34 protein-coding genes are annotated in these 19,552 nt (G+C 44.7%); 33 read left to right on the top strand and 1 reads right to left on the bottom strand.

All coding sequences use genetic code 11. The annotated features are described in order from the left end of the window. Window positions 1-16 precede the first annotated feature (16 nt). The 33 genes from rplB to MTR82_RS12275 all read left to right on the top strand — a co-directional run bounded on the left by rplB (window position 17) and on the right by MTR82_RS12275 (window position 19,145). The gene (gene rplB, locus MTR82_RS12435) at window positions 17-847 is read left to right on the top strand and encodes a 50S ribosomal protein L2 (protein ID WP_052654133.1); all 831 of its coding nucleotides are present in this window, start codon (window positions 17-19) and stop codon (window positions 845-847) included. Between the two features lie 60 nt (window positions 848-907). Next, window positions 908-1,186 carry a 30S ribosomal protein S19 gene (gene rpsS, locus MTR82_RS12430; RefSeq protein WP_006828932.1) on the top strand — a complete coding sequence of 93 codons (279 nt, stop codon included), beginning with the start codon at window positions 908-910 and terminating at the stop codon, window positions 1,184-1,186. A gap of 19 nt (window positions 1,187-1,205) precedes the next feature. Beyond that, window positions 1,206-1,547 carry a 50S ribosomal protein L22 gene (gene rplV, locus MTR82_RS12425; protein ID WP_052654130.1) on the top strand — a complete coding sequence of 114 codons (342 nt, stop codon included), beginning with the start codon at window positions 1,206-1,208 and terminating at the stop codon, window positions 1,545-1,547. 3 nt (window positions 1,548-1,550) lie between these two features. Beyond that, a complete protein-coding gene (gene rpsC / locus MTR82_RS12420; protein WP_052654127.1) occupies window positions 1,551-2,207 on the top strand; it encodes a 30S ribosomal protein S3 in 657 nt (218 codons plus the stop codon). A gap of 1 nt (window position 2,208) precedes the next feature. Continuing rightward, the gene (gene rplP / locus MTR82_RS12415) at window positions 2,209-2,643 is read left to right on the top strand and encodes a 50S ribosomal protein L16 (protein ID WP_052654124.1); all 435 of its coding nucleotides are present in this window, start codon (window positions 2,209-2,211) and stop codon (window positions 2,641-2,643) included. Beyond that, window positions 2,633-2,833 (top strand): 50S ribosomal protein L29, encoded by a 201-nt coding sequence (gene rpmC / locus MTR82_RS12410; protein WP_052654121.1) that lies wholly within the window; start codon window positions 2,633-2,635, stop codon window positions 2,831-2,833. The genes rplP and rpmC overlap by 11 nt, the downstream gene beginning before the upstream one ends. 24 nt (window positions 2,834-2,857) lie before the next feature. Then, on the top strand, window positions 2,858-3,121 hold the full coding sequence (rpsQ, locus tag MTR82_RS12405; protein ID WP_052654109.1) for a 30S ribosomal protein S17: 264 nt from the start codon (window positions 2,858-2,860) through the stop codon (window positions 3,119-3,121). Window positions 3,122-3,168: 47 nt separating this feature from the next. Next, window positions 3,169-3,537: a 50S ribosomal protein L14 gene (rplN, locus tag MTR82_RS12400; protein WP_052654106.1), complete on the top strand. Its 369-nt coding sequence runs from the start codon at window positions 3,169-3,171 to the stop codon at window positions 3,535-3,537. A gap of 35 nt (window positions 3,538-3,572) precedes the next feature. Beyond that, entirely contained in the window at window positions 3,573-3,884 is a 312-nt protein-coding gene (gene rplX / locus MTR82_RS12395; RefSeq protein WP_036803921.1) for a 50S ribosomal protein L24, read from the top strand. A 27-nt stretch (window positions 3,885-3,911) separates the two neighbouring features. After that, on the top strand, window positions 3,912-4,451 hold the full coding sequence (gene rplE / locus MTR82_RS12390; RefSeq protein WP_036803924.1) for a 50S ribosomal protein L5: 540 nt from the start codon (window positions 3,912-3,914) through the stop codon (window positions 4,449-4,451). A gap of 19 nt (window positions 4,452-4,470) precedes the next feature. Then, window positions 4,471-4,656, top strand: a complete 186-nt coding sequence (gene rpsN / locus MTR82_RS12385; protein WP_006828941.1) for a 30S ribosomal protein S14 — start codon at window positions 4,471-4,473, stop codon at window positions 4,654-4,656. Window positions 4,657-4,685: 29 nt separating this feature from the next. Then, window positions 4,686-5,084 carry a 30S ribosomal protein S8 gene (rpsH, locus tag MTR82_RS12380; RefSeq protein ID WP_052654104.1) on the top strand — a complete coding sequence of 133 codons (399 nt, stop codon included), beginning with the start codon at window positions 4,686-4,688 and terminating at the stop codon, window positions 5,082-5,084. Window positions 5,085-5,114: 30 nt separating this feature from the next. Next, a complete protein-coding gene (rplF, locus tag MTR82_RS12375) occupies window positions 5,115-5,654 on the top strand; it encodes a 50S ribosomal protein L6 (RefSeq protein WP_246809349.1) in 540 nt (179 codons plus the stop codon). A gap of 33 nt (window positions 5,655-5,687) precedes the next feature. Next, window positions 5,688-6,050 (top strand): 50S ribosomal protein L18, encoded by a 363-nt coding sequence (gene rplR, locus MTR82_RS12370; RefSeq protein ID WP_052654097.1) that lies wholly within the window; start codon window positions 5,688-5,690, stop codon window positions 6,048-6,050. A 20-nt stretch (window positions 6,051-6,070) separates the two neighbouring features. Further along, window positions 6,071-6,571 carry a 30S ribosomal protein S5 gene (gene rpsE, locus MTR82_RS12365; RefSeq protein ID WP_052654093.1) on the top strand — a complete coding sequence of 167 codons (501 nt, stop codon included), beginning with the start codon at window positions 6,071-6,073 and terminating at the stop codon, window positions 6,569-6,571. A 14-nt stretch (window positions 6,572-6,585) separates the two neighbouring features. After that, the gene (gene rpmD, locus MTR82_RS12360; protein ID WP_052654090.1) at window positions 6,586-6,768 is read left to right on the top strand and encodes a 50S ribosomal protein L30; all 183 of its coding nucleotides are present in this window, start codon (window positions 6,586-6,588) and stop codon (window positions 6,766-6,768) included. A gap of 34 nt (window positions 6,769-6,802) precedes the next feature. Continuing rightward, complete coding sequence (gene rplO, locus MTR82_RS12355) at window positions 6,803-7,243, top strand: 50S ribosomal protein L15 (RefSeq protein ID WP_246809348.1); 441 nt, start codon at window positions 6,803-6,805, stop codon at window positions 7,241-7,243. Beyond that, window positions 7,243-8,538 carry a preprotein translocase subunit SecY gene (gene secY / locus MTR82_RS12350; RefSeq protein ID WP_052654082.1) on the top strand — a complete coding sequence of 432 codons (1,296 nt, stop codon included), beginning with the start codon at window positions 7,243-7,245 and terminating at the stop codon, window positions 8,536-8,538. Before rplO ends, secY begins: the two co-directional genes overlap by 1 nt. Window positions 8,539-8,598: 60 nt before the next feature. Beyond that, entirely contained in the window at window positions 8,599-9,252 is a 654-nt protein-coding gene (locus tag MTR82_RS12345) for an adenylate kinase (RefSeq protein ID WP_052654079.1), read from the top strand. Between the two features lie 416 nt (window positions 9,253-9,668). Next, window positions 9,669-9,887 carry a translation initiation factor IF-1 gene (infA, locus tag MTR82_RS12340; protein WP_006828950.1) on the top strand — a complete coding sequence of 73 codons (219 nt, stop codon included), beginning with the start codon at window positions 9,669-9,671 and terminating at the stop codon, window positions 9,885-9,887. Between the two features lie 37 nt (window positions 9,888-9,924). Continuing rightward, window positions 9,925-10,038, top strand: a complete 114-nt coding sequence (gene rpmJ / locus MTR82_RS12335) for a 50S ribosomal protein L36 (protein ID WP_006828951.1) — start codon at window positions 9,925-9,927, stop codon at window positions 10,036-10,038. 23 nt (window positions 10,039-10,061) lie between these two features. After that, the gene (rpsM, locus tag MTR82_RS12330) at window positions 10,062-10,427 is read left to right on the top strand and encodes a 30S ribosomal protein S13 (protein ID WP_052654076.1); all 366 of its coding nucleotides are present in this window, start codon (window positions 10,062-10,064) and stop codon (window positions 10,425-10,427) included. A 25-nt stretch (window positions 10,428-10,452) separates the two neighbouring features. Then, the gene (gene rpsK / locus MTR82_RS12325) at window positions 10,453-10,842 is read left to right on the top strand and encodes a 30S ribosomal protein S11 (protein ID WP_052654071.1); all 390 of its coding nucleotides are present in this window, start codon (window positions 10,453-10,455) and stop codon (window positions 10,840-10,842) included. Window positions 10,843-10,972: 130 nt separating this feature from the next. Beyond that, the gene (locus MTR82_RS12320; protein ID WP_052654068.1) at window positions 10,973-11,917 is read left to right on the top strand and encodes a DNA-directed RNA polymerase subunit alpha; all 945 of its coding nucleotides are present in this window, start codon (window positions 10,973-10,975) and stop codon (window positions 11,915-11,917) included. 48 nt (window positions 11,918-11,965) lie between these two features. Continuing rightward, entirely contained in the window at window positions 11,966-12,340 is a 375-nt protein-coding gene (gene rplQ / locus MTR82_RS12315) for a 50S ribosomal protein L17 (RefSeq protein ID WP_052654065.1), read from the top strand. 282 nt (window positions 12,341-12,622) lie between these two features. Further along, the gene (locus MTR82_RS12310) at window positions 12,623-13,471 is read left to right on the top strand and encodes an energy-coupling factor ABC transporter ATP-binding protein (protein ID WP_246809347.1); all 849 of its coding nucleotides are present in this window, start codon (window positions 12,623-12,625) and stop codon (window positions 13,469-13,471) included. Further along, complete coding sequence (locus tag MTR82_RS12305) at window positions 13,447-14,319, top strand: energy-coupling factor ABC transporter ATP-binding protein (RefSeq protein ID WP_246809345.1); 873 nt, start codon at window positions 13,447-13,449, stop codon at window positions 14,317-14,319. The genes MTR82_RS12310 and MTR82_RS12305 overlap by 25 nt, the downstream gene beginning before the upstream one ends. After that, complete coding sequence (locus MTR82_RS12300) at window positions 14,316-15,113, top strand: energy-coupling factor transporter transmembrane component T family protein (RefSeq protein WP_052654058.1); 798 nt, start codon at window positions 14,316-14,318, stop codon at window positions 15,111-15,113. The genes MTR82_RS12305 and MTR82_RS12300 overlap by 4 nt, the downstream gene beginning before the upstream one ends. An 11-nt stretch (window positions 15,114-15,124) precedes the next feature. Beyond that, a complete protein-coding gene (gene truA, locus MTR82_RS12295; RefSeq protein WP_246809343.1) occupies window positions 15,125-15,868 on the top strand; it encodes a tRNA pseudouridine(38-40) synthase TruA in 744 nt (247 codons plus the stop codon). A 199-nt stretch (window positions 15,869-16,067) separates the two neighbouring features. Next, the gene (gene rplM / locus MTR82_RS12290; RefSeq protein WP_052654052.1) at window positions 16,068-16,505 is read left to right on the top strand and encodes a 50S ribosomal protein L13; all 438 of its coding nucleotides are present in this window, start codon (window positions 16,068-16,070) and stop codon (window positions 16,503-16,505) included. A gap of 29 nt (window positions 16,506-16,534) precedes the next feature. Further along, entirely contained in the window at window positions 16,535-16,927 is a 393-nt protein-coding gene (gene rpsI, locus MTR82_RS12285; protein WP_052654049.1) for a 30S ribosomal protein S9, read from the top strand. A 306-nt stretch (window positions 16,928-17,233) separates the two neighbouring features. Further along, a complete protein-coding gene (locus MTR82_RS12280; RefSeq protein WP_052654045.1) occupies window positions 17,234-18,298 on the top strand; it encodes an Mrp/NBP35 family ATP-binding protein in 1,065 nt (354 codons plus the stop codon). 163 nt (window positions 18,299-18,461) lie between these two features. Continuing rightward, the gene (locus MTR82_RS12275) at window positions 18,462-19,145 is read left to right on the top strand and encodes a KinB-signaling pathway activation protein (RefSeq protein ID WP_052654043.1); all 684 of its coding nucleotides are present in this window, start codon (window positions 18,462-18,464) and stop codon (window positions 19,143-19,145) included. 133 nt (window positions 19,146-19,278) lie between these two features. Here MTR82_RS12275 and MTR82_RS12270 read toward each other — a convergent pair. Beyond that, the coding region (locus tag MTR82_RS12270; protein ID WP_246809341.1) for a hypothetical protein at window positions 19,279-19,552 on the bottom strand (274 nt) is incomplete at its 5' end.

Below are 19,552 nucleotides of genomic sequence, written 5' to 3'. Positions count from 1 at the left end.
AAGGAGGGGACACAACGTGGGGATTAGAAAATATAAACCTACCACAAACGGTCGTCGTAACATGACAACTTCGGATTTCGCTGAAATCACTACGAACAAGCCAGAAAAATCGCTTTTGCAACCAACGAAGCGTAAAGGCGGCCGTAATAACCAAGGTAAAATCACTGTACGCCACCACGGTGGTGGACATAAACGTCAATACCGTGTCATCGATTTCAAACGTAACAAAGATGGCATTCCAGGACGCGTTGCTACAATCGAGTACGATCCAAACCGCTCTGCAAACATCGCATTGATTCATTATGCTGATGGTGAAAAACGTTACATTTTGGCTCCTAAAGGAATCGAAGTTGGAACGCAGATCATGTCAGGCGTAGAAGCTGATATCAAAGCAGGTAACGCTTTGCCACTATCAAACATCCCAATGGGTTCTACAATCCATAACATTGAATTGAAGCCAGGCGGAGGCGGACAATTAGTACGCTCTGCAGGAACTTCAGCTCAGGTGCTTGGTAAAGAAGGCAAATACGTAACTGTACGTTTGCAATCAGGTGAAGTTCGTATGATCCTTGCTACTTGCCGTGCAACAATCGGTTCAGTAGGGAACGAACAACACGAATTGATTAACATTGGTAAAGCAGGACGTAACCGCTGGAAAGGCAATCGCCCAACAGTTCGTGGTTCTGTAATGAACCCTAACGATCACCCACACGGTGGTGGTGAAGGCCGTTCGCCAATCGGACGCAAATCACCAATGTCTCCATGGGGCAAACCAACTCTTGGATACAAAACACGCAAGAAAACGAACAAGTCAGACAAGTTCATCGTGCGTCGTCGTAAAAAATAATTTGATTCCGCTACGGTTCGCCAAAAGAGCCGTGGTGCAATCACGAAGGGAGGATCCCAAATGGGTCGCAGCTTGAAAAAAGGACCTTTTGTTGATGATCATCTTATGAAAAAAGTTGAAGCACAAAAGGACTCTGAGAAAAAACAAGTGATTAAAACGTGGTCTCGCCGTTCTACAATTTTCCCGACATTTATCGGACAAACAATTGCAGTCTACGATGGTCGCAAACACATTCCCGTATACGTAACAGAAGATATGGTAGGCCATAAACTTGGTGAATTTGCTCCAACACGCAAATACGCAAGCCATGGTGCAGACGATAAGAAAACAAGACGTTAATTGAGAGGAGGATTTCCCTATGCAAGCAAAAGCTGTCGCTAGAACAGTACGTATTGCTCCTCGTAAAGTCCGTTTAGTAGTAGATTTAATCCGAGGCAAGCAAATTGGCGAAGCCGTTGCGATTTTACAGCACACTCCGAAAGCATCATCTATTGTTGTTGAGAAGTTACTAAAATCTGCAGCTGCTAACGCTGAACACAACTACGAAATGAACCTGGACAACTTGATCGTTAGCGAAGTATTCGTTGATGAAGGTCCAACATTGAAACGTTTCCGTCCACGTGCAATGGGACGCGCAAGCGCAATCAACAAACGTACAAGCCACATCACTTTAGTGGTATCTGAGAAGAAGGAGGGATAATTCGTGGGACAAAAAATACATCCAATCGGGATGCGTATCGGAATCATTCGTGACTGGGAGTCAAAATGGTACGCTGAAAAAGACTATGCGACACTTCTTCACGAAGATATTAAAATCCGTGAATACATCGAAACACGTTTGAAAGAAGCTTCAGTTTCTAAAGTTGAAATCGAACGCGCTGCAAACCGTGTAAACGTAACAATTCACACTGCGAAACCAGGTATGGTAATTGGTAAAGGTGGTTCTGAAGTAGAAGTACTTCGCAAACAACTGAACTCAATGACTGGCAAGCGTGTACACATCAACATCATTGAAATCAAAAGAGCTGACCTTGATGCGAGACTAGTTGCTGAAAGTGTAGCACGTCAATTGGAAAACCGCGTGTCTTTCCGCCGTGCACAAAAACAAGCAATCCAGCGCACTATGCGTTCTGGCGCTAAAGGGATCAAAACTCAAGTATCTGGACGTCTAGGCGGCGCTGACATTGCGCGTGCTGAACACTACAGTGAAGGTACTGTTCCGCTCCATACGCTTCGTGCTGATATCGACTATGCACATGCTGAAGCAGACACTACTTACGGCAAACTTGGCGTAAAAGTATGGATCTACCGCGGTGAAGTCCTTCCAACTAAGAAGAAATCTGAGGAAGGAGGCAAATAATATGTTAATGCCTAAACGCGTTAAATATCGTCGTGAGCACCGTGGCAAGATGCGCGGAGAAGCTAAAGGCGGCAAAGAAATCGCATTCGGTGAATTTGGTCTCCAAGCTTTAGAATCATCTTGGATCACAAACCGCCAAATTGAAGCAGCACGTATTTCCATGACTCGTTACATGAAACGTGGCGGTAAAGTCTGGATTAAAATCTTCCCACACAAGCCATATACGAAAAAGCCTCTTGAGGTTCGTATGGGATCCGGTAAAGGTTCACCTGAAGGCTGGGTAGCAGTAGTAAAAACAGGTAAAATTATGTTTGAACTTGCAGGAGTATCAGAAGAAGTGGCACGCGAAGCATTGCGCCTTGCATCTCACAAACTTCCGATCAAAACGAAGTTCGTAAAACGCGAAGAAATTGGTGGTGAATCGAATGAAAGCTAAAGAAATCCGTGACTTAACCACTGCTGAAATCGAACAAAAAGTGAAATCACTGAAAGAAGAGCTTTTCAACCTTCGCTTCCAATTGGCTACTGGTCAATTAGAAAATACTGCTCGCATCCGCGAAGTACGTAAAGCGATTGCCCGTATGAAAACTGTGATTCATGAAAGAGAAATCAGTGGAACTAACTGATAATTCGAGAGGAGGTTTGCAAGTATGACTGAGCGTAACCAACGCAAAGTATACACAGGCCGTGTTGTGTCTGACAAAATGGACAAAACCGTTACAGTAATGGTTGAAACTCAAAAGAAGCACGCACTTTATGGCAAACGTGTAAAATACTCTAAGAAATTCAAAGCTCATGACGAGCAAAACGAAGCTAAAATGGGCGACATCGTTCGCATCATGGAAACTCGTCCGCTATCAGCTACTAAACGTTTCCGCGTATTGGAAATTGTAGAAAAAGCGGTTATTATCTAATTTAAATAATTTCGGAACCTAAGAAATTCCGAAGGGAGGTAACCTAAGTGATCCAACAGGAAAGTCGTTTAAAAGTTGCAGACAACTCGGGTGCTCGTGAAGTACTAGCGATTAAAGTACTTGGTGGTTCTGGTCGCAAGACTGCAAACATCGGTGACGTAATCGTTTGTACCGTGAAAAAAGCAACACCAGGTGGCGTTGTTAAGAAAGGTGAAGTCGTTAAGGCTGTCATCGTTCGCACGAAAAGCGGAGCTCGCCGTAAAGACGGTACTTACATCAAATTTGATGAAAATGCATGTGTTATCATTCGTGACGACAAAGGTCCACGCGGAACACGTATTTTCGGACCTGTTGCACGCGAACTACGCGACAACAGTTTCATGAAGATCGTTTCACTTGCTCCTGAAGTTCTTTAATAAATCAATGTGCCATACCAAGGAGGTGCGACAGAATGCATGTTAAAAAAGGCGATACAGTTAAGGTAATCTCAGGTAAAGACAAAGGCAAAACAGGTGTTGTTTTAGCTGCTCTACCTAAGAAAGACCGCGTGCTTGTTGAAGGTATCAATATCATCAAGAAGCATACAAAACCGAACCAGGCAAACCCACAAGGTGGAATTGTCAGCCAAGAAGCAGCAATTCACGTTTCTAACGTTATGTTACTTGACCCTAAATCCGGCGAGCCGACTCGTGTAGGATACAAGGTTGAAGATGGTAAAAAAGTTCGTGTTGCAAAAAAATCCGGTGAAAAATTAGATAAATAAAATTCCTGAATGAAGGGAGGTACACACATGAACCGCCTAAAAGAAAAATATGTGAATGAAATCACTCCTGCTCTAGTGAGCAAGTTTGAATATAAATCAGTAATGCAAACACCGAAAGTTGATAAAATCGTTATCAACATGGGTGTAGGCGAAGCTGTTCAAAACACTAAGTCACTTGACTCAGCTGTTGAAGAATTACAAACGATCACTGGTCAAAAACCAGTTATTACTAAAGCTAAGAAATCTATCGCTGGCTTCCGTCTTCGTGAAGGTATGCCAATCGGATGTAAAGTTACACTACGCGGAGAGCGTATGTATGACTTCCTGGATAAATTGATTGCTATCTCACTTCCACGTGTTCGTGACTTCCGTGGGGTTTCGAAGAAATCTTTCGACGGCCGCGGCAACTACACACTTGGTGTGAAAGAACAGTTAATCTTCCCTGAAATCGATTATGATAAAGTTTCGAAAGTACGCGGTATGGACATCGTAATTGTAACAACTGCGAACTCTGATGAAGAAGCTCGTGAGTTATTAACACAATTCGGAATGCCGTTCCAAAAGTAAATATGAGGGAGGCGTAAACGTGGCTAAAAAATCTATGATCGCAAAACAAAAACGCACGCCAAAGTTTAAAGTACAAGAGTACACACGCTGTGAAAGATGCGGACGTCCGCATTCAGTATTACGCAAATTTAAACTTTGCCGTATTTGTTTCCGTGAACTTGCATATGTGGGACAAATTCCTGGCGTGAAAAAAGCCAGCTGGTAATCCCCTAATTTGGGAAGGAGGTAAATGTAATGACAATGACAGATCCTATTGCAGACATGCTGACACGCATCCGTAATGCGAACATGGTTCGTCACGAAAAATTAGAGCTTCCGGCTTCTAATGTGAAAAAAGAAATCGCTGAAGTTCTTAAGCGTGAAGGTTTCGTTCGTGACGTTGAGTACGTTGAGGATGACAAACAAGGCATGATCCGCATTTTCTTAAAATACGGTGCTAACAACGAACGCGTTATTACTGGTTTGAAACGTATTTCTAAACCAGGACTACGTGTATATGCTAAAACTGATGAGGTGCCACGCGTACTAAACGGTCTTGGTATCGCTTTAGTCTCTACATCACAAGGTTTGGTAACTGATAAAGAAGCCCGCGCGAAAAAAATCGGCGGAGAAATCATAGCATACGTTTGGTAATAAACGACAAACGAATGGAGGTGCAACAGAATGTCACGTGTAGGTAAAAAACCAATTGAGGTTCCTGCTAACGTTACGATCACGATTGCTGACAATAATGTCGTAACTGTAAAAGGGCCTAAAGGCGAGTTAACTCGTACTTTCAATCAAGATATCGCAATTACAGTAGAAGAAAATATGCTAACAGTAACACGTCCTTCAGATTCCAAAGAACACCGCACAATTCACGGTACAACTCGTGCTTTGCTAGCGAACATGGTTCAAGGAGTTTCAGAAGGATTCGAGCGCGCGCTTGAATTAATCGGTGTAGGTTATCGTGCACAATTACAAGGCCAAAAGCTAGTTCTTAACGTTGGATACTCTCACCCGGTAGAATTCACTCCGGAAGAAGGAGTCCAAGTTGAAGTTCCTGCTAACACGAAGGTCGTTGTAAAAGGAATCGACAAAGAACGCGTTGGAGCTCTTGCTTCAAACATCCGTCAAACACGTCCGCCAGAGCCGTATAAAGGCAAAGGTATCCGTTATGAAGGAGAAGTTGTTCGCCGCAAAGAAGGTAAAACAGGTAAATAATGCTGCTTAGGCAGGCTGAAAGGAGTGACCTCAGTGATTACGAAACTCGATAAAAACGCATCTCGTAAAAAGCGTCATGCACGCGTACGTTCTAAAATTACGGGTACAGCAGAACGCCCACGTTTAAACGTATTCCGTTCAAATAAATACATTTACGCTCAATTGATCGACGATACTAAAGGCGTTACACTTGTTAGTGCTTCATCTATGGAAAAAGATTTCACAGGCGAATCAACTGGCAACGTGGAAGCTGCTGCAAAAATCGGCGAAACAATCGCTAAACGTGCAACTGAACAAGGCTTGAACTCAATCGTTTTCGACCGCGGTGGTTATTTATATCACGGACGTATCAAAGCTCTTGCAGAAGCAGCACGTGAAAACGGTTTACAATTTTAAAAGAAGGAGGGACACATTTCATGCGTCGTATTGATCCAAACAAACTTGAACTTGAAGAGCGCGTAGTTACGATTAACCGCGTAGCGAAAGTTGTAAAAGGTGGACGTCGTTTCCGTTTCTCCGCATTAGTTGTTGTAGGCGACAAAAATGGTAAAGTCGGTTTTGGTACTGGTAAAGCACAAGAAGTTCCAGATGCAATCCGTAAAGCTATTGAAGATGCGAAGAAAAACTTAATCGAAGTACCAATGGTTAAAGGTACTACTCCACACTTAGTAACTGGTCGTTTTGGTGCAGGCCAAATTCTTATCAAACCAGCTTCACCTGGTACTGGAGTTATTGCAGGCGGACCTGTTCGTGCGGTACTTGAATTAGCTGGAGTACAAGACATCTTGTCTAAATCTCTAGGTTCAAGCACACCAATCAACATGGTACGTGCTACTATTAACGGTTTAACTCAACTGAAGAGCGCTGATGAAGTTGCAAAACTTCGCGGTAAAACTACAGAAGAGCTATTAGGATAAGGAGGGAAAATTACATGGCTACTAAACTAGAAATTACCCTCACAAAATCAGTAATCGGTTCAAAACCAGCACAACGTAAAGTTGTTCAAGCTTTGGGCTTGCGTAAAATGCATCAAACAGTTGAGCAGCAAGATAATGCCGCTATCCGTGGCATGATCACAAAAGTCGCTCACTTAGTAACTATCAAAGAAGTTTAATCCCTGATTTCTATAGAAGGAGGTGCCAAACCACATGAAACTTCATGAATTAAAACCAGCAGAAGGTTCACGCAGTTCTAGAAAGCGTATCGGACGCGGTATCGGTTCAGGTACTGGTAAAACAGCAGGTAAAGGTCATAAAGGACAAAACGCACGTTCAGGCGGCGGAGTTCGTCCTGGATTCGAGGGTGGACAAAACCCATTGTTCCGTCGTTTGCCTAAACGTGGATTTACCAACATTAACCGTAAAGACTACGCTATTGTGAACCTTGATGTATTGAACCGTTTCGACGAAGGCACAGAAGTTACACCTGCATTGTTAATCGAATCAGGTGTCGTGAGCAACGAACGTTCAGGTATCAAGATTCTTGGTAACGGAAGCTTAGAGAAAAAATTGACTGTTAAAGCTCACAAATTCTCTGGATCAGCTAAGGAAGCAATCGAAGCTGCTGGCGGACAAACTGAGGTGCTTTAATGTTTCAGACAATCTCCAATTTTATGCGCGTGACTGATATTCGAAATAAAATCATCTTTACATTACTGATGCTCATCATTTTCCGTATCGGAACTTTCATTCCGGTACCGAATGTTGATGCGGATGTACTGCAAGCTACCGATCAAGCTGGCTTGATTGGATTCTTAAATACTTTCGGTGGTGGCGCCCTTGCTAACTTCTCGATTTTAGCAATGGGAATCATGCCATACATTACAGCATCGATCATCGTGCAATTATTGCAGATGGATGTTGTACCGAAATTTGCTGAGTGGGCGAAACAAGGAGAAGTCGGAAGACGGAAACTTGCTCAATTCACTCGCTACTTCACAATTGTATTAGCCTTTATCCAAGCGATTGGAATGTCTTACGGGTTTAACCAAATTTATGGTGGCTCTTTGATTCAAGATGACTCGATTATGACGTATGTGGTGATCGCGATTGTCTTAACTGGCGGTACAGCATTTCTACTGTGGCTTGGTGAGCAGATTACGGCAAAAGGTGTGGGGAACGGTATTTCGATTATCATCTTCGCTGGGATTGTCGCTGCAATACCTGGAGCTATCAACCAATTATATGCACAGCAAATTGAAGGGGCTGGCGATCAGCTTCCAATCAATATCGCTATCATGGCGTTGCTTGCATTAGCAGTTGTTGCTGTTACTGTATTGGTCATTTATGTTCAGCAAGCGCTGCGCAAAATCCCGATCCAGTATGCAAAACGAGTTGCTGGCCGTGGCCAAACAACAAGTGCACAACAGACGCATTTGCCTTTGAAAGTAAACGCGGCCGGAGTTATCCCGGTAATCTTCGCAGTGGCGTTCCTTATTACGCCGCAAACCATCGCTTCTTTCTTTGGTGCCAACGCGTTTACGGATGCAATTCAGAATACATTTGATTATACGCGTCCGGTCGGCATGATCATTTATGTCGCTTTGATCGTAGCATTCACTTACTTCTATGCATTCATTCAGGTAAACCCTGAAAACGTGTCGGACAACTTGAAAAAGCAAGGTGCTTATATTCCAGGAATCCGTCCGGGTAAAAATACGCAAGATTATTTAACAAGTGTGTTGTACCGTTTAACATTTGTCGGCGCTATCTTCTTGGCACTGATTGCTGTAATGCCAATTTTATTTATCAACCTTGCGGGCTTGCCCCAATCGGCACAAATTGGCGGAACGAGTCTTCTGATTGTCGTAGGTGTAGCACTTGAGACAATGAAACAACTGGAATCTCAACTTGTTAAACGTCATTATAAAGGCTTTATGAAATAATCAATGGGCGCTTAGGAACGTGAAGACGTTCCTTGTCCAATTGTCTGAGGGGGCAAACGTATGAATATCGTATTAATGGGTCTGCCTGGTGCCGGCAAAGGCACTCAAGCAGACAAAATTGTTGAGAAGTACGACATCCCTCATATTTCTACAGGTGATATGTTTCGCGCTGCTATCAAAGGTGGAACGGAACTAGGCTTGGAAGCAAAATCGTTCATGGATAAAGGTGCATTAGTACCTGATGAAGTGACTATCGGTATTGTCCGTGAGCGTCTTAGCGCTGCGGATTGTGCAGAAGGCTTTCTATTAGACGGCTTTCCGCGTACAGTCCCACAAGCTGAAGCGCTGGAATCTCTTCTTGCTGATCTCGGCAAAAGAATCGAGCATGTCGTAAACATCCAAGTTGAACAAGACGAACTTGTCAAACGATTAACGGGTCGCCGTATCTGTAAAGTTTGTGGAACTGCTTACCATCTTGTTTTCAATCCTCCTCAAGTTGAGGGTGTGTGCGATAAAGATGGCGGCGAACTCTACCAACGTGCAGACGACAATCCAGAAACCGTCACAAACCGTTTAGAAGTAAATATCCAACAAACTCAGCCGCTTCTTGATTTCTATGAAAGCAAAGGCGTGTTGAAAAATATAAATGGACAGCAGGACATTCAAAAAGTATTTGCTGACATTGATGCTCTTCTAAAGGGCGACCGAGGCTAAATCTTCGGCGCCGGGCGCAGTTAGTTGCCTCCATGTGGCTTTAAGGAGCACCGGAGATATGAATTTTCGAGAGCTGCAAAAGCATAAAATGCCTGGTTATATGAAATCCGGTGCAGATTGCTCCAGACCAAGTCTGAACCGTGCAATCCCGCACTGGAAATAGTATAATGGGTTTCGTGGAAGCATCTGTGTAACGGGTTTGGAACTCATCCTAGGCAGTCCGGGCGGCCGAGGATTCATGAGGCAGACTGGCTTAACCGGATTACCCCCTATTCGCTGCTATGCGGAAAGCGGAACTCGGAGACTGTCTTTCAACTGTCACTCATGCATTCCTGGTGAATGAATACTATTATTCAATCAGCAAATACTGTTTGAAGATGAGAACCTGATTTGTATACAGAAGGGAGACTGGGTCGATGGCGAAAGACGATGTAATTGAAATCGAAGGAACAGTCGTTGAGACTTTGCCTAACGCGATGTTTAAAGTGGAACTGGAGAACGGCCATACGATTCTTGCGCATGTATCTGGCAAGATCCGCATGCACTTCATCCGCATTCTGCCAGGAGATAAAGTTACAGTGGAACTCTCTCCTTACGATTTAACACGCGGTCGTATCACATACCGTTTTAAATAATCTTTTGCACTCCGGACTACTAAGGAGGTTGGGTTAGATGAAAGTGAGACCATCTGTGAAACCGATCTGCGAAAAATGTAAAGTTATTCGCAGAAACGGTAAAGTAATGGTAATCTGTGAAAATCCGAAACATAAACAAAGACAAGGCTAATAAGAAGGAGGTGCATCATACACATGGCACGTATTGCTGGTGTTGATATTCCGCGCGACAAACGCGTTGTTATTTCATTAACATACATTTTCGGTGTTGGTAAAACTACTGCTCAGAAAGTACTTGCAGGAGCTGGTATCTCAGAAGATACTCGCGTTCGCGATCTTACTGAAGACGAGTTGAACAATATCCGTGAACAATTGGATCAATACAAAATTGAAGGTGACCTTCGCCGTGAAGTTTCAATGAACATCAAACGCTTGATGGAAATTGCTAGCTTCCGAGGTATCCGCCACCGTCGTGGACTTCCAGTTCGCGGACAAAATACGAAGAACAATGCGCGTACGCGTAAAGGTCCTCGTAAAACTGTAGCTAACAAGAAAAAATAATCAGTAAAGGAGGTTTCTTCTTAACATGGCACGTAAACAACAAACTCGTAAGCGTCGTGTGAAAAAGAATATCGAATCAGGTATTGCTCACATCCGCTCAACATTTAACAACACAATTGTTACGATTACCGATATGCAAGGGAACGCAGTATCATGGTCAAGCGCTGGTGCTCTAGGATTTAGAGGTTCACGTAAATCTACACCTTTCGCTGCTCAAATGGCTGCAGAAACCGCTGCTAAAACGTCAATCGAACATGGTCTTAAAACTTTAGAAGTTACTGTTAAAGGTCCTGGTTCAGGCCGTGAAGCTGCAATTCGTGCGCTTCAAGCTGCTGGACTAGAAGTTACTGCAATCAGAGACGTAACTCCAGTTCCTCATAACGGTTGCCGTCCGCCTAAACGCCGTCGCGTGTAATCGTTAATTCTGAATGGGATTTTTGAACATCACGACTTGCTGGATGGATCTAAATCGTAACGAAAGTCTGTGACTATCGAATTCTTGATGAAACGAAAAAACACCGACGTTTTGAAGGAGGGTAAAATGAATGCTCGAAATAGAAAAACCAAAGATTGAAACGGTTGAGATCAGCAATGATGCCAAATTCGGCAAGTTCGTTGTTGAACCTCTTGAGCGTGGATATGGAACCACTTTAGGAAACTCCTTACGTCGAATCTTACTTTCATCTTTACCAGGCGCTGCTGTGACTTCAATTCAAATTGATGGTGTGTTGCACGAATTCTCCACTGTTGAAGGTGTAGAAGAAGATGTTGCGTCAATCATTTTGAACATAAAGAAACTGGCTCTTAAAATTTACTCTGACGAAGAAAAAGTCATTGAAATTGATGTTAAAGGTGATGGAACGGTTACGGCTGCAGATATCACTCACGATAGTGACGTGGAAATTCTGAATCCGGATCTATATATTGCATCAATCGCTAAAGGTGGCCATCTCCGTATGCGCATGTATGCGAACAGAGGCCGCGGATATGCCCGTGCAGATCAGAACAAACGTGAAGATCTTCCGATCGGCGTTATCCCGATTGACTCTATTTACACTCCAGTTTCACGCGTTAATTTCCAAGTTGAAAATACACGAGTAGGTCAACTCGCTAATTTCGATAAATTATCTCTTGATGTTTGGACAGATGGAAGCATTGGTCCAAAAGAGGCAATTGCACTTGGGGCAAAAATTTTCACTGAGCACTTAAACATTTTCGTTGGTTTGACTGATGAGGCACAAACGGCTGAAATCATGGTTGAAAAAGAAGAAGACCAAAAAGAAAAAGTCTTGGAAATGACAATTGAAGAACTTGATCTTTCGGTTCGCTCTTACAATTGCTTAAAACGTGCGGGTATCAATACGGTACACGAACTGGCAAGCAAGTCGGAAGACGACATGATGAAAGTCCGCAACCTTGGACGCAAATCACTAGAAGAAGTTAAAGTGAAGTTGGAAGATTTAGGACTAGGCCTTCGCAAAGAAGACTGATTGCCTTGAATTCTAATCCGAACTATTCAACAAAGGAGGGAAACTTCAATGAGAAAGCTTCAACGTACAAGTTCTCAACGTAAAGCACTATTACGTGACCTTACAACAGACTTAATCGTACACGAACGCATTCAAACGACTGAAGCTCGTGCGAAAGAAGTGCGTTCAACTGTAGAAAAAATGATTACGCTTGGCAAACGTGGAGATATCCATGCACGCCGTAAAGCTGCAGCATATATTCGTCGTGAGCTAGTAACATCTACGGATGCAGAAGGTAACGAAAACACAATCTTTGCTTTGCAAAAATTGTTTGATGACGTTGCTCCACGCTACGCAGAACGCCAAGGCGGTTACACACGCATCATGAAAATGGGGCCTCGTCGCGGAGACGGCGCACCGATCGTTATTATTGAATTAGTTTAATTTGAATTACGGGGAGAGGGTTAACGCCCTCTTCTTTTAGCATAATGATTTATACGACATAAATGAAAAGCTGAGTGTTATGATGAGCGAGCCGAAAGGCGGCGTCTTGTCTAGCTCTACGCACCTCATTCAACCCTGGCTTAAGCAACCGGGGAGCCATAGAGACAGAAAAGCGCATTTCTCTGAATGAGGTGCGCGCTTTTTTTATTTAGGCCAATATTTACAGATGCTTATGAAACCGAGTAGAGTAGAGATGAGAACAGCCAGAGGAGGTTAGCTGAGATGGATTTGAACATTATGTCTTTTGAAAATGTGACATTTACATATATGCCAGAGGATGAAACCGTACGGCCGGCAGTTGAAGGGCTTTCCTTTTCCATTAAGCAAGGAGAGTGGATTGCCCTCGTCGGCCATAACGGCTCCGGGAAATCCACTATTGCAAAATTAATGAATGGTTTGCTGTTTCCGCAAAGCGGAACCGTCACTGCAATGGACCAGAAGATGTCTGAAGAAAGTTTATGGAAGATCCGTTCCCAGATGGGGATGGTCTTTCAAAATCCGGACAATCAATTTGTGGGAGCGACGGTGCAAGATGATGTAGCCTTCGCTTTGGAAAATAACGGAGTGCCGCATGCGGAAATGGTCCAGCGGGTGCATGAATCGCTGCGCCAAGTGAAGATGGAAGAATACTTGAACCACGAACCGCACCACCTTTCAGGCGGCCAGAAACAGCGTGTGGCGATAGCAGGGGCACTTGCTTTGCGTCCAAGGCTGCTGATTTTAGATGAAGCGACTTCAATGCTCGATCCGCAAGGGCGTATGGAAGTGATCGAAACGATCCGGGAATTGCGGGAAGCAACCGGATTGACCGTTATCTCAATTACTCATGATTTAGAGGAAGCGGCATTAGCTGACCGCATTCTTGTGATGAATGCCGGTCATAAACAAGTAGAAGGAACGCCGGAAGATGTATTTTTTGCGGGCAATAAATTAACGGAACTCGGACTGGATTTGCCGTTTGCGATGCGGATATCCAAGCTTTTAACAGAAGCCGGAGTCCAATTAAGCGGTGAACATATGTCAGAAGACAGGCTGGTGGAGGATTTATGGACATTTTACTCCAAGAAGTAGGCTATAGTTATGCTGAAAATACGCCTTTTGAAAAAAGGGCGCTGCATCACGTGAATATCCACATTCCATCGGGATCGTATACCGCCATTATCGGCCATACGGGATCCGGGAAATCGACCGTTCTTCAGCATCTGAATGCCCTGTTGAAGCCGACGGAAGGCTCGGTTGTCATTGGTGACCGCAAAGTAGAGGCAGGCGTGAAAGCGAAAAACCTACGGGATATCCGCCGGCAAGTAGGCATTGTCTTTCAATTTCCGGAACAGCAGTTGTTCGAAGAAACGGTCTTGAAAGATATCATGTTTGGGCCGATGAATTATGGTGTGCCGGAAGAAGAAGCAAAACGCCGAGCGGTTGAATTGGCAGCTCAATTGGGATTGCCGCCAGAAGCGCTTGAGAAGTCGCCATTCGATTTGTCCGGCGGGCAGATGCGCCGTGTGGCGATTGCAGGCGTCCTCGCAATGGAGCCGGAAGTGCTGGTGCTGGATGAACCGACGGCCGGGCTCGATCCGAAAGGGCGGCGGGAGATTATGGATTTATTCCACCAGCTGCATGTGCAAAAAGGGCTGACGACAGTATTGGTGACGCACAGCATGGAAGACGCTGCGCGCTTTGCGGATCAAATTGCGATTATGCATAACGGGAAATGCGTTGTGTCTGGAGAACCAAGGGACATTTTCGCCAATGAAGAACAATTGATGGATTACCGGCTGGAGCCGCCGCGTACCGTAAAATTGCAGCGGATGCTGGAAGCGAAGCTGGGAATCGAGTTGGACGGGATTTCGTTAACGGAAGAAGCTTTGGCGAAGAACATTGCGCTGGCTCTGGCGAAAGGACGTGAAACCGAATGATGGAAAAAATGATTTTCGGACGGTTTATTCCGGGAGACTCATTGGTCCACCGTTTGGACCCGCGGGCTAAACTCCTATTCGTCTTCCTGTTTATCGCAATCGTCTTTGTCGCCAATAACGCGTTGACGTATTTGCTTTTGCTGGTATTTACTTTGCTGGTGGTCTTTTTATCGAAGATTCGCTTGTATTTCCTGATTAATGGACTGAAACCGGTCTTTATTTTATTGATTTTTACGTTTCTTTTGCATATCTTCTTTACAAAAGAAGGGGACGTGCTGTTCCAATTCGGGTTTATTGAAGTGTATGAGGAAGGCTTAAGGCAGGGGATTTTCATTTCGATCCGTTTCCTGGTCCTGGTGTTCATTACGAGCATTCTGACTCTGACAACTTCGCCGATTTCGATTACGGATGGGATTGAAGTGCTGCTTGGGCCATTCAAGCGCGTTAAATTGCCTGTGCATGAATTGGCATTGATGATGTCGATTTCGCTGCGTTTCATCCCGACTTTAATGGATGAAACCGGCAAGATTTTAAAAGCACAGATGGCAAGAGGCTCGGATATTGGCTCGGGGCCGATCAAAGAGCGCATCAAAGCGGTTGTGCCGCTTCTGATCCCATTATTTGTCAGTGCGTTTAAACGCGCAGAAGACTTGGCGACAGCCATGGAAGTGCGGGGCTATCGCGGCGGTGAAGGGCGGACACGCTACCGGCAGCTGGACTGGCGGCTGATTGACAGCTTGAGTTTATTGCTGCTGGCAGGGTTTACGGCGGCGCTTTGGTATTTCCGCACGTAAGGAGAGAAAGCATGAAACGATTAAAAGCGAAAATCGCCTATGATGGTTCAGGATTTGCAGGGTACCAGGTACAGCCGGAATCCAGAACCGTTCAGGCAGAATTAATGAAAGTCCTAAAAAACATCCACAAGGGCGAGACGATTCAAGTGGTGGCGAGCGGGCGCACGGACTCAAAAGTGCATGCGACGGGGCAAGTGATCCATTTCGACACCCCTCTTTCGATCCCGATGAGCGGATGGCTGAAAGCGCTGAATGTTTTATTGCCAGAGGATATCCGGGTTTTTGAGATTGAAGAGGCGGATCCAGCGTTTCATGCACGCTACCATACGGCCGGGAAGACGTATCGCTACAAGTGGGACCGCAGTTCAATCATCAGCCCGTTTACCCGGAATTATATGGTCCATGTCAAGCAGAAGCCCGATGTTGAAGCCATGCGGAAAGCAGCAGAAGCGGTTCTCGGGACGCATGATTTCTCGAGTTTCTGCGCTGCGAATACGGCTGTCGTGGACAAAGTGCGGACGGTTCGCCGCCTGGAATTCGAAGAGCATGGGGAAGAATTGCATATGGTGATTGAAGGCACCGGCTTCCTTTATAATATGGTGCGGATCATCGCGGGCACGATGATGGAAATCGGAACAGGGCGCAGAGAGGCTTCCGAGATGGCTGGAATCATCGCCGGAGCGGATCGCAGCTTGGCCGGCAAAACCGCGTCAGCACACGGTTTATACTTGGAAAATGTGGAGTATGAAAGCTGAAGCAACTTTTCCTGGTGTTTTTATAAAAACCCTTGACTTTAAGGGCTATCCATTATATGATGATGTATGGTATTTTCATTACCCCCACGATATGCCCCGGAAGGTTATTTGTGTTTAGGGATAACGAAAAAACGGAACAACGGAACTATAGGAACATGTGATTTTAAAAAAGAGATGATATATTAGGAGGACAATATACATGCGTACAACATTCATGGCTAAAGGTCACGAAGTCGAGCGTAAATGGTTGGTTGTCGATGCAGAAGGGCAAACTCTTGGACGTTTAGCTTCTGAAGTCGCTTCAATCCTACGCGGTAAATACAAACCAACATTCACACCAAACGTTGACACAGGTGATCACGTGATCATCATCAACGCTGACAAAATCCACTTAACTGGTAAAAAGTTAACTGACAAAATCTACTATCGCCACACTCAATTCAGCGGCGGGTTGAAACAGCGTACTGCACTTGAAATGCGCACAAAATACCCAACAAAAATGCTTGAATTGGCTATCAAAGGGATGCTTCCTAAAAACTCTTTAGGACGTCAAATGTTCAGAAAACTACACGTTTACGCTGGACCAGAACATAACCACCAAGCACAACAGCCAGAAGCTTACACGCTTCGCGGATAATCATTAGTAAATAAGAGGAGGATACACCTTTGGCACAAGTTCAATATTTAGGTACAGGTCGCCGTAAAAACTCAACAGCTCGCGTACGTTTAGTACCAGGAGACGGCACAATTACAATCAACAACCGTGACGTATCGGATTACGTTCCATACGAAACACTTGAGCAAATCATCAAACAACCATTAGTAGCTACTGAAACTCTTGGAAGCTATGATGTACTTGTAAACGTAAAAGGCGGCGGCTTCACAGGTCAAGCTGGAGCAGTTCGCCACGGAATCGCACGCGCTCTACTTACTGTAGACCCTGCTTTCCGCCCAGCACTTAAATCTGCTGGATTGCTAACTCGTGACCCACGTATGAAAGAGCGTAAGAAACCAGGTTTGCGTTCAGCTCGTCGTGCACCACAGTTCTCAAAACGTTAATAGTTCAAAACCCCTTTTCTCTTTGGAGAAGAGGGGTTTTATTTTGCTTTGAAACTGGTAGAACGGCACTGCTTTCAGGAATGAAAATGAGCGTCACCGCTTTTCTGAGTGTCCAGCTGCGGTGCCCAGCTCTTCGGGTCATAAGCCGATCCGGCTGTGCAGCAAATAAACGCCGCTTCGCCGTATCGGCTTATGCCGGTCAGAGCTAAGCGGGCACCACCGCTTTTCTAAGTCGCATTAGATTTAATTTAAAAGGCGGTATGCTATACTTTAGGGTGAGCAAAAGTGATAGGGAGTGTATGAGATATGTTGACTGAAGTACAAGTTCGCGAATTACTCGGAGAGCTTCAAGATCCGTTTTTACATAGATCGCTGACGGAGACAAACGGCATTACGTCTGTGAAGATAAAAGAAGAGAAAAATCATGTGAGTGTGAAACTGGCGATTGCGAAAGCGAATACACCGGAACAAATGCAGCTTCAGATGAAAGTGGTCGAAGTGCTAAAAGGAGCGGGAGCAGGATCCGTCGGAATCCGTTTCGAGGAACTGCCTCCTGAAGCTTTAGCGCAATTCCGTGGAACTGCTAGCGAATCGGAAGCGCAAGATCTTTTGTCTCCGCTGAATAAAGTCGAATTCATTTCGATTGCCAGCGGGAAAGGCGGCGTCGGCAAATCAACCGTATCGGTCAACTTGGCTGTAGCGTTAGCACGCCTTGGCAAAAAAGTCGGTTTGATTGATGCGGACATTTACGGATTTAGTGTTCCGGACATGATGGGCATCGACAAATCTCCAGTTGTGCGCGGCGACACGATTATTCCGGTAGAACGTTTCGGAGTGAAAGTCATTTCAATGGGCTTCTTCGTTGAGGACAATATGCCGGTTGTATGGCGCGGCCCAATGCTTGGGAAAGTCTTGGACCAGTTCTTCCGTGATGTCGAATGGGGCGACTTGGACTATCTTCTATTGGACTTGCCGCCAGGTACGGGAGACGTAGCGCTGGACATCCATCAAATGCTGCCTGCGTCTAAAGAAATCGTCATCACCACTCCACACCCGACAGCAGCATTTGTTGCCGCACGTGCAGGAGCGATGGCCATTCAAACGGACCATGAAGTATTAGGTGTTATTGAAAACATGTCTTGGTTTGAAAGCAAAGAAACAGGCAAGAAAGAGTATTTATTCGGACAAGGCGGCGGGCCGAAACTTGCTGAGGAACTGCAAGCGCCATTGCTTGGCCAGATTCCGCTAGGCCAGCCGGATTGGAACGAAGAAGATTTCGCGCCTTCTGTTTACTTGGAAGACCATCCAACTGGGAAAATCTACGGTGAAATTGCTGAACAGATCCTTGCTCAGTTTGCTAAAAAACAGTAACGCGAAACCCGATTGCCGCTGCCGGCTTTCGGGTTTTTCTTCTATATATGTCAAATTGTCACGACTTTCAAGCTTTGTTCACATCTGAAGCGAGAGCTCAATGGATTTTTCCGCTGGGGGTTGGTACAATCTTAAGAGGATTTTAAACAATGGAGGCATTGATGTGACGATACGAAATTGGGTCAAATTTTTCTTTAAAGCGCTTTTAATCGGTGGAGGAGTAACAGGGGTACTTGGATTATTCATTCGCTGGGACGATATATTTTCGCATGCAGTAGCTGATGGCGCCTGGGGAGAAGTGTTCGCAGGCTTTGTTTGGATGATCATTATCGGTTTAACGATGAGCATCATCAGCCAACTTTGTTTCTTTGCTTACTTAACCGTACACCAAATCGGAATGAACATCTTCCGTACGCTCCGGCTATGGAACTGGGTTCAGCTATTGATCATCGCGGTAGTTATTCTCGATTTGATTGTATTCCGCTTTGCACCTAACGCCGAAACAGTCGGACAAGTTTGGCTCTACGGCGTATTGCTGGCGATTTTATTAATCACAGCTGTCGTAACAGCATACTTTAAAGCGAAATGGACAAATAAAGACACGTTCATCTCGGCTTTATTCTTCATGATCGTCATTACTACCGTAGAATGGCTGCCGGCGTTGATGGTCGAAGCAGGGAATATCGATAGTTGGGTAACGTTGCTCTTGTTCCCGTTCCTGGCAGTAAATGCGTATCAATTGCTGGTCTTGCCAAAATACAATGAGCAGTCAGACATCGACCGCCAACGGTTGGAAGAGCGGCGGGCAGCGCGTAAAGCAGCGGCTCAAGCAACAGCTAAAAAATAAAAAAAGCGTTTTGGACTTCTCTTTGTAGAAGAAGTTCAAAACGCTTTTTCTTATGACAACTAAACGGTGAAGTAAACGAAATTACGGGCAAATAAAATTTCAGAAAAGTATTACTTCCAAAGATATTGTTGCTTTAAACTTTAAAATCGTTAATTGAAGTGCCTGGAAATCGCGCTGTTATAAGGTTTTGTAAAAGGGAATTTGAGAATGAAGAAAATGAAAATAGAACTTCAATAAAAAGTTTTTCAAAAGTGTTGACAGGAATATAAACATGCTTTAATATAATAAAAGTCGCCAAGCAACAACGAACAACACAAACGAAACGGCGACAACATGAACCTTGAAAACTGAACAGCAAAACGTCAACAAAAGACGTCACGAGCGCTTCGGCGCGAGAACGGCTTTTG

It is taken from the genome of Planococcus ruber (assembly GCF_022819085.1).
Taxonomy (GTDB): Bacteria; Bacillota; Bacilli; order Bacillales_A; family Planococcaceae; genus Planococcus; species Planococcus ruber.
This window is presented reverse-complemented; position numbering and strand designations above follow the sequence as displayed.

Excerpts from the sequence above, each read along its gene's own strand:
- secY (WP_052654082.1), top strand. The coding sequence starts at position 7,243 with ATGTTTCAGACAATCTCCAATTTTATGCGCGTGACTGATATTCGAAAT.
- rpmD (WP_052654090.1), top strand. The coding sequence starts at position 6,586 with ATGGCTACTAAACTAGAAATTACCCTCACAAAATCAGTAATCGGTTCA.
- rplV (WP_052654130.1), top strand. The coding sequence starts at position 1,206 with ATGCAAGCAAAAGCTGTCGCTAGAACAGTACGTATTGCTCCTCGTAAA.
- MTR82_RS12310 (WP_246809347.1), top strand. The coding sequence starts at position 12,623 with ATGGATTTGAACATTATGTCTTTTGAAAATGTGACATTTACATATATG.
- rplM (WP_052654052.1), top strand. The coding sequence starts at position 16,068 with ATGCGTACAACATTCATGGCTAAAGGTCACGAAGTCGAGCGTAAATGG.
- rpsM (WP_052654076.1), top strand. The coding sequence starts at position 10,062 with ATGGCACGTATTGCTGGTGTTGATATTCCGCGCGACAAACGCGTTGTT.
- rpsH (WP_052654104.1), top strand. The coding sequence starts at position 4,686 with ATGACAATGACAGATCCTATTGCAGACATGCTGACACGCATCCGTAAT.
- rplQ (WP_052654065.1), top strand. The coding sequence starts at position 11,966 with ATGAGAAAGCTTCAACGTACAAGTTCTCAACGTAAAGCACTATTACGT.
- rplE (WP_036803924.1), top strand. The coding sequence starts at position 3,912 with ATGAACCGCCTAAAAGAAAAATATGTGAATGAAATCACTCCTGCTCTA.
- rplO (WP_246809348.1), top strand. The coding sequence starts at position 6,803 with ATGAAACTTCATGAATTAAAACCAGCAGAAGGTTCACGCAGTTCTAGA.
- MTR82_RS12300 (WP_052654058.1), top strand. The coding sequence starts at position 14,316 with ATGATGGAAAAAATGATTTTCGGACGGTTTATTCCGGGAGACTCATTG.
- MTR82_RS12320 (WP_052654068.1), top strand. The coding sequence starts at position 10,973 with ATGCTCGAAATAGAAAAACCAAAGATTGAAACGGTTGAGATCAGCAAT.
- rplF (WP_246809349.1), top strand. The coding sequence starts at position 5,115 with ATGTCACGTGTAGGTAAAAAACCAATTGAGGTTCCTGCTAACGTTACG.
- rpmJ (WP_006828951.1), top strand. The coding sequence starts at position 9,925 with ATGAAAGTGAGACCATCTGTGAAACCGATCTGCGAAAAATGTAAAGTT.
- MTR82_RS12280 (WP_052654045.1), top strand. The coding sequence starts at position 17,234 with ATGTTGACTGAAGTACAAGTTCGCGAATTACTCGGAGAGCTTCAAGAT.
- rpsE (WP_052654093.1), top strand. The coding sequence starts at position 6,071 with ATGCGTCGTATTGATCCAAACAAACTTGAACTTGAAGAGCGCGTAGTT.
- infA (WP_006828950.1), top strand. The coding sequence starts at position 9,669 with ATGGCGAAAGACGATGTAATTGAAATCGAAGGAACAGTCGTTGAGACT.
- rpsS (WP_006828932.1), top strand. The coding sequence starts at position 908 with ATGGGTCGCAGCTTGAAAAAAGGACCTTTTGTTGATGATCATCTTATG.
- rplP (WP_052654124.1), top strand. The coding sequence starts at position 2,209 with ATGTTAATGCCTAAACGCGTTAAATATCGTCGTGAGCACCGTGGCAAG.
- truA (WP_246809343.1), top strand. The coding sequence starts at position 15,125 with ATGAAACGATTAAAAGCGAAAATCGCCTATGATGGTTCAGGATTTGCA.
- MTR82_RS12305 (WP_246809345.1), top strand. The coding sequence starts at position 13,447 with ATGGACATTTTACTCCAAGAAGTAGGCTATAGTTATGCTGAAAATACG.
- rpsQ (WP_052654109.1), top strand. The coding sequence starts at position 2,858 with ATGACTGAGCGTAACCAACGCAAAGTATACACAGGCCGTGTTGTGTCT.
- MTR82_RS12345 (WP_052654079.1), top strand. The coding sequence starts at position 8,599 with ATGAATATCGTATTAATGGGTCTGCCTGGTGCCGGCAAAGGCACTCAA.
- rplX (WP_036803921.1), top strand. The coding sequence starts at position 3,573 with ATGCATGTTAAAAAAGGCGATACAGTTAAGGTAATCTCAGGTAAAGAC.
- rpsK (WP_052654071.1), top strand. The coding sequence starts at position 10,453 with ATGGCACGTAAACAACAAACTCGTAAGCGTCGTGTGAAAAAGAATATC.
- rpmC (WP_052654121.1), top strand. The coding sequence starts at position 2,633 with ATGAAAGCTAAAGAAATCCGTGACTTAACCACTGCTGAAATCGAACAA.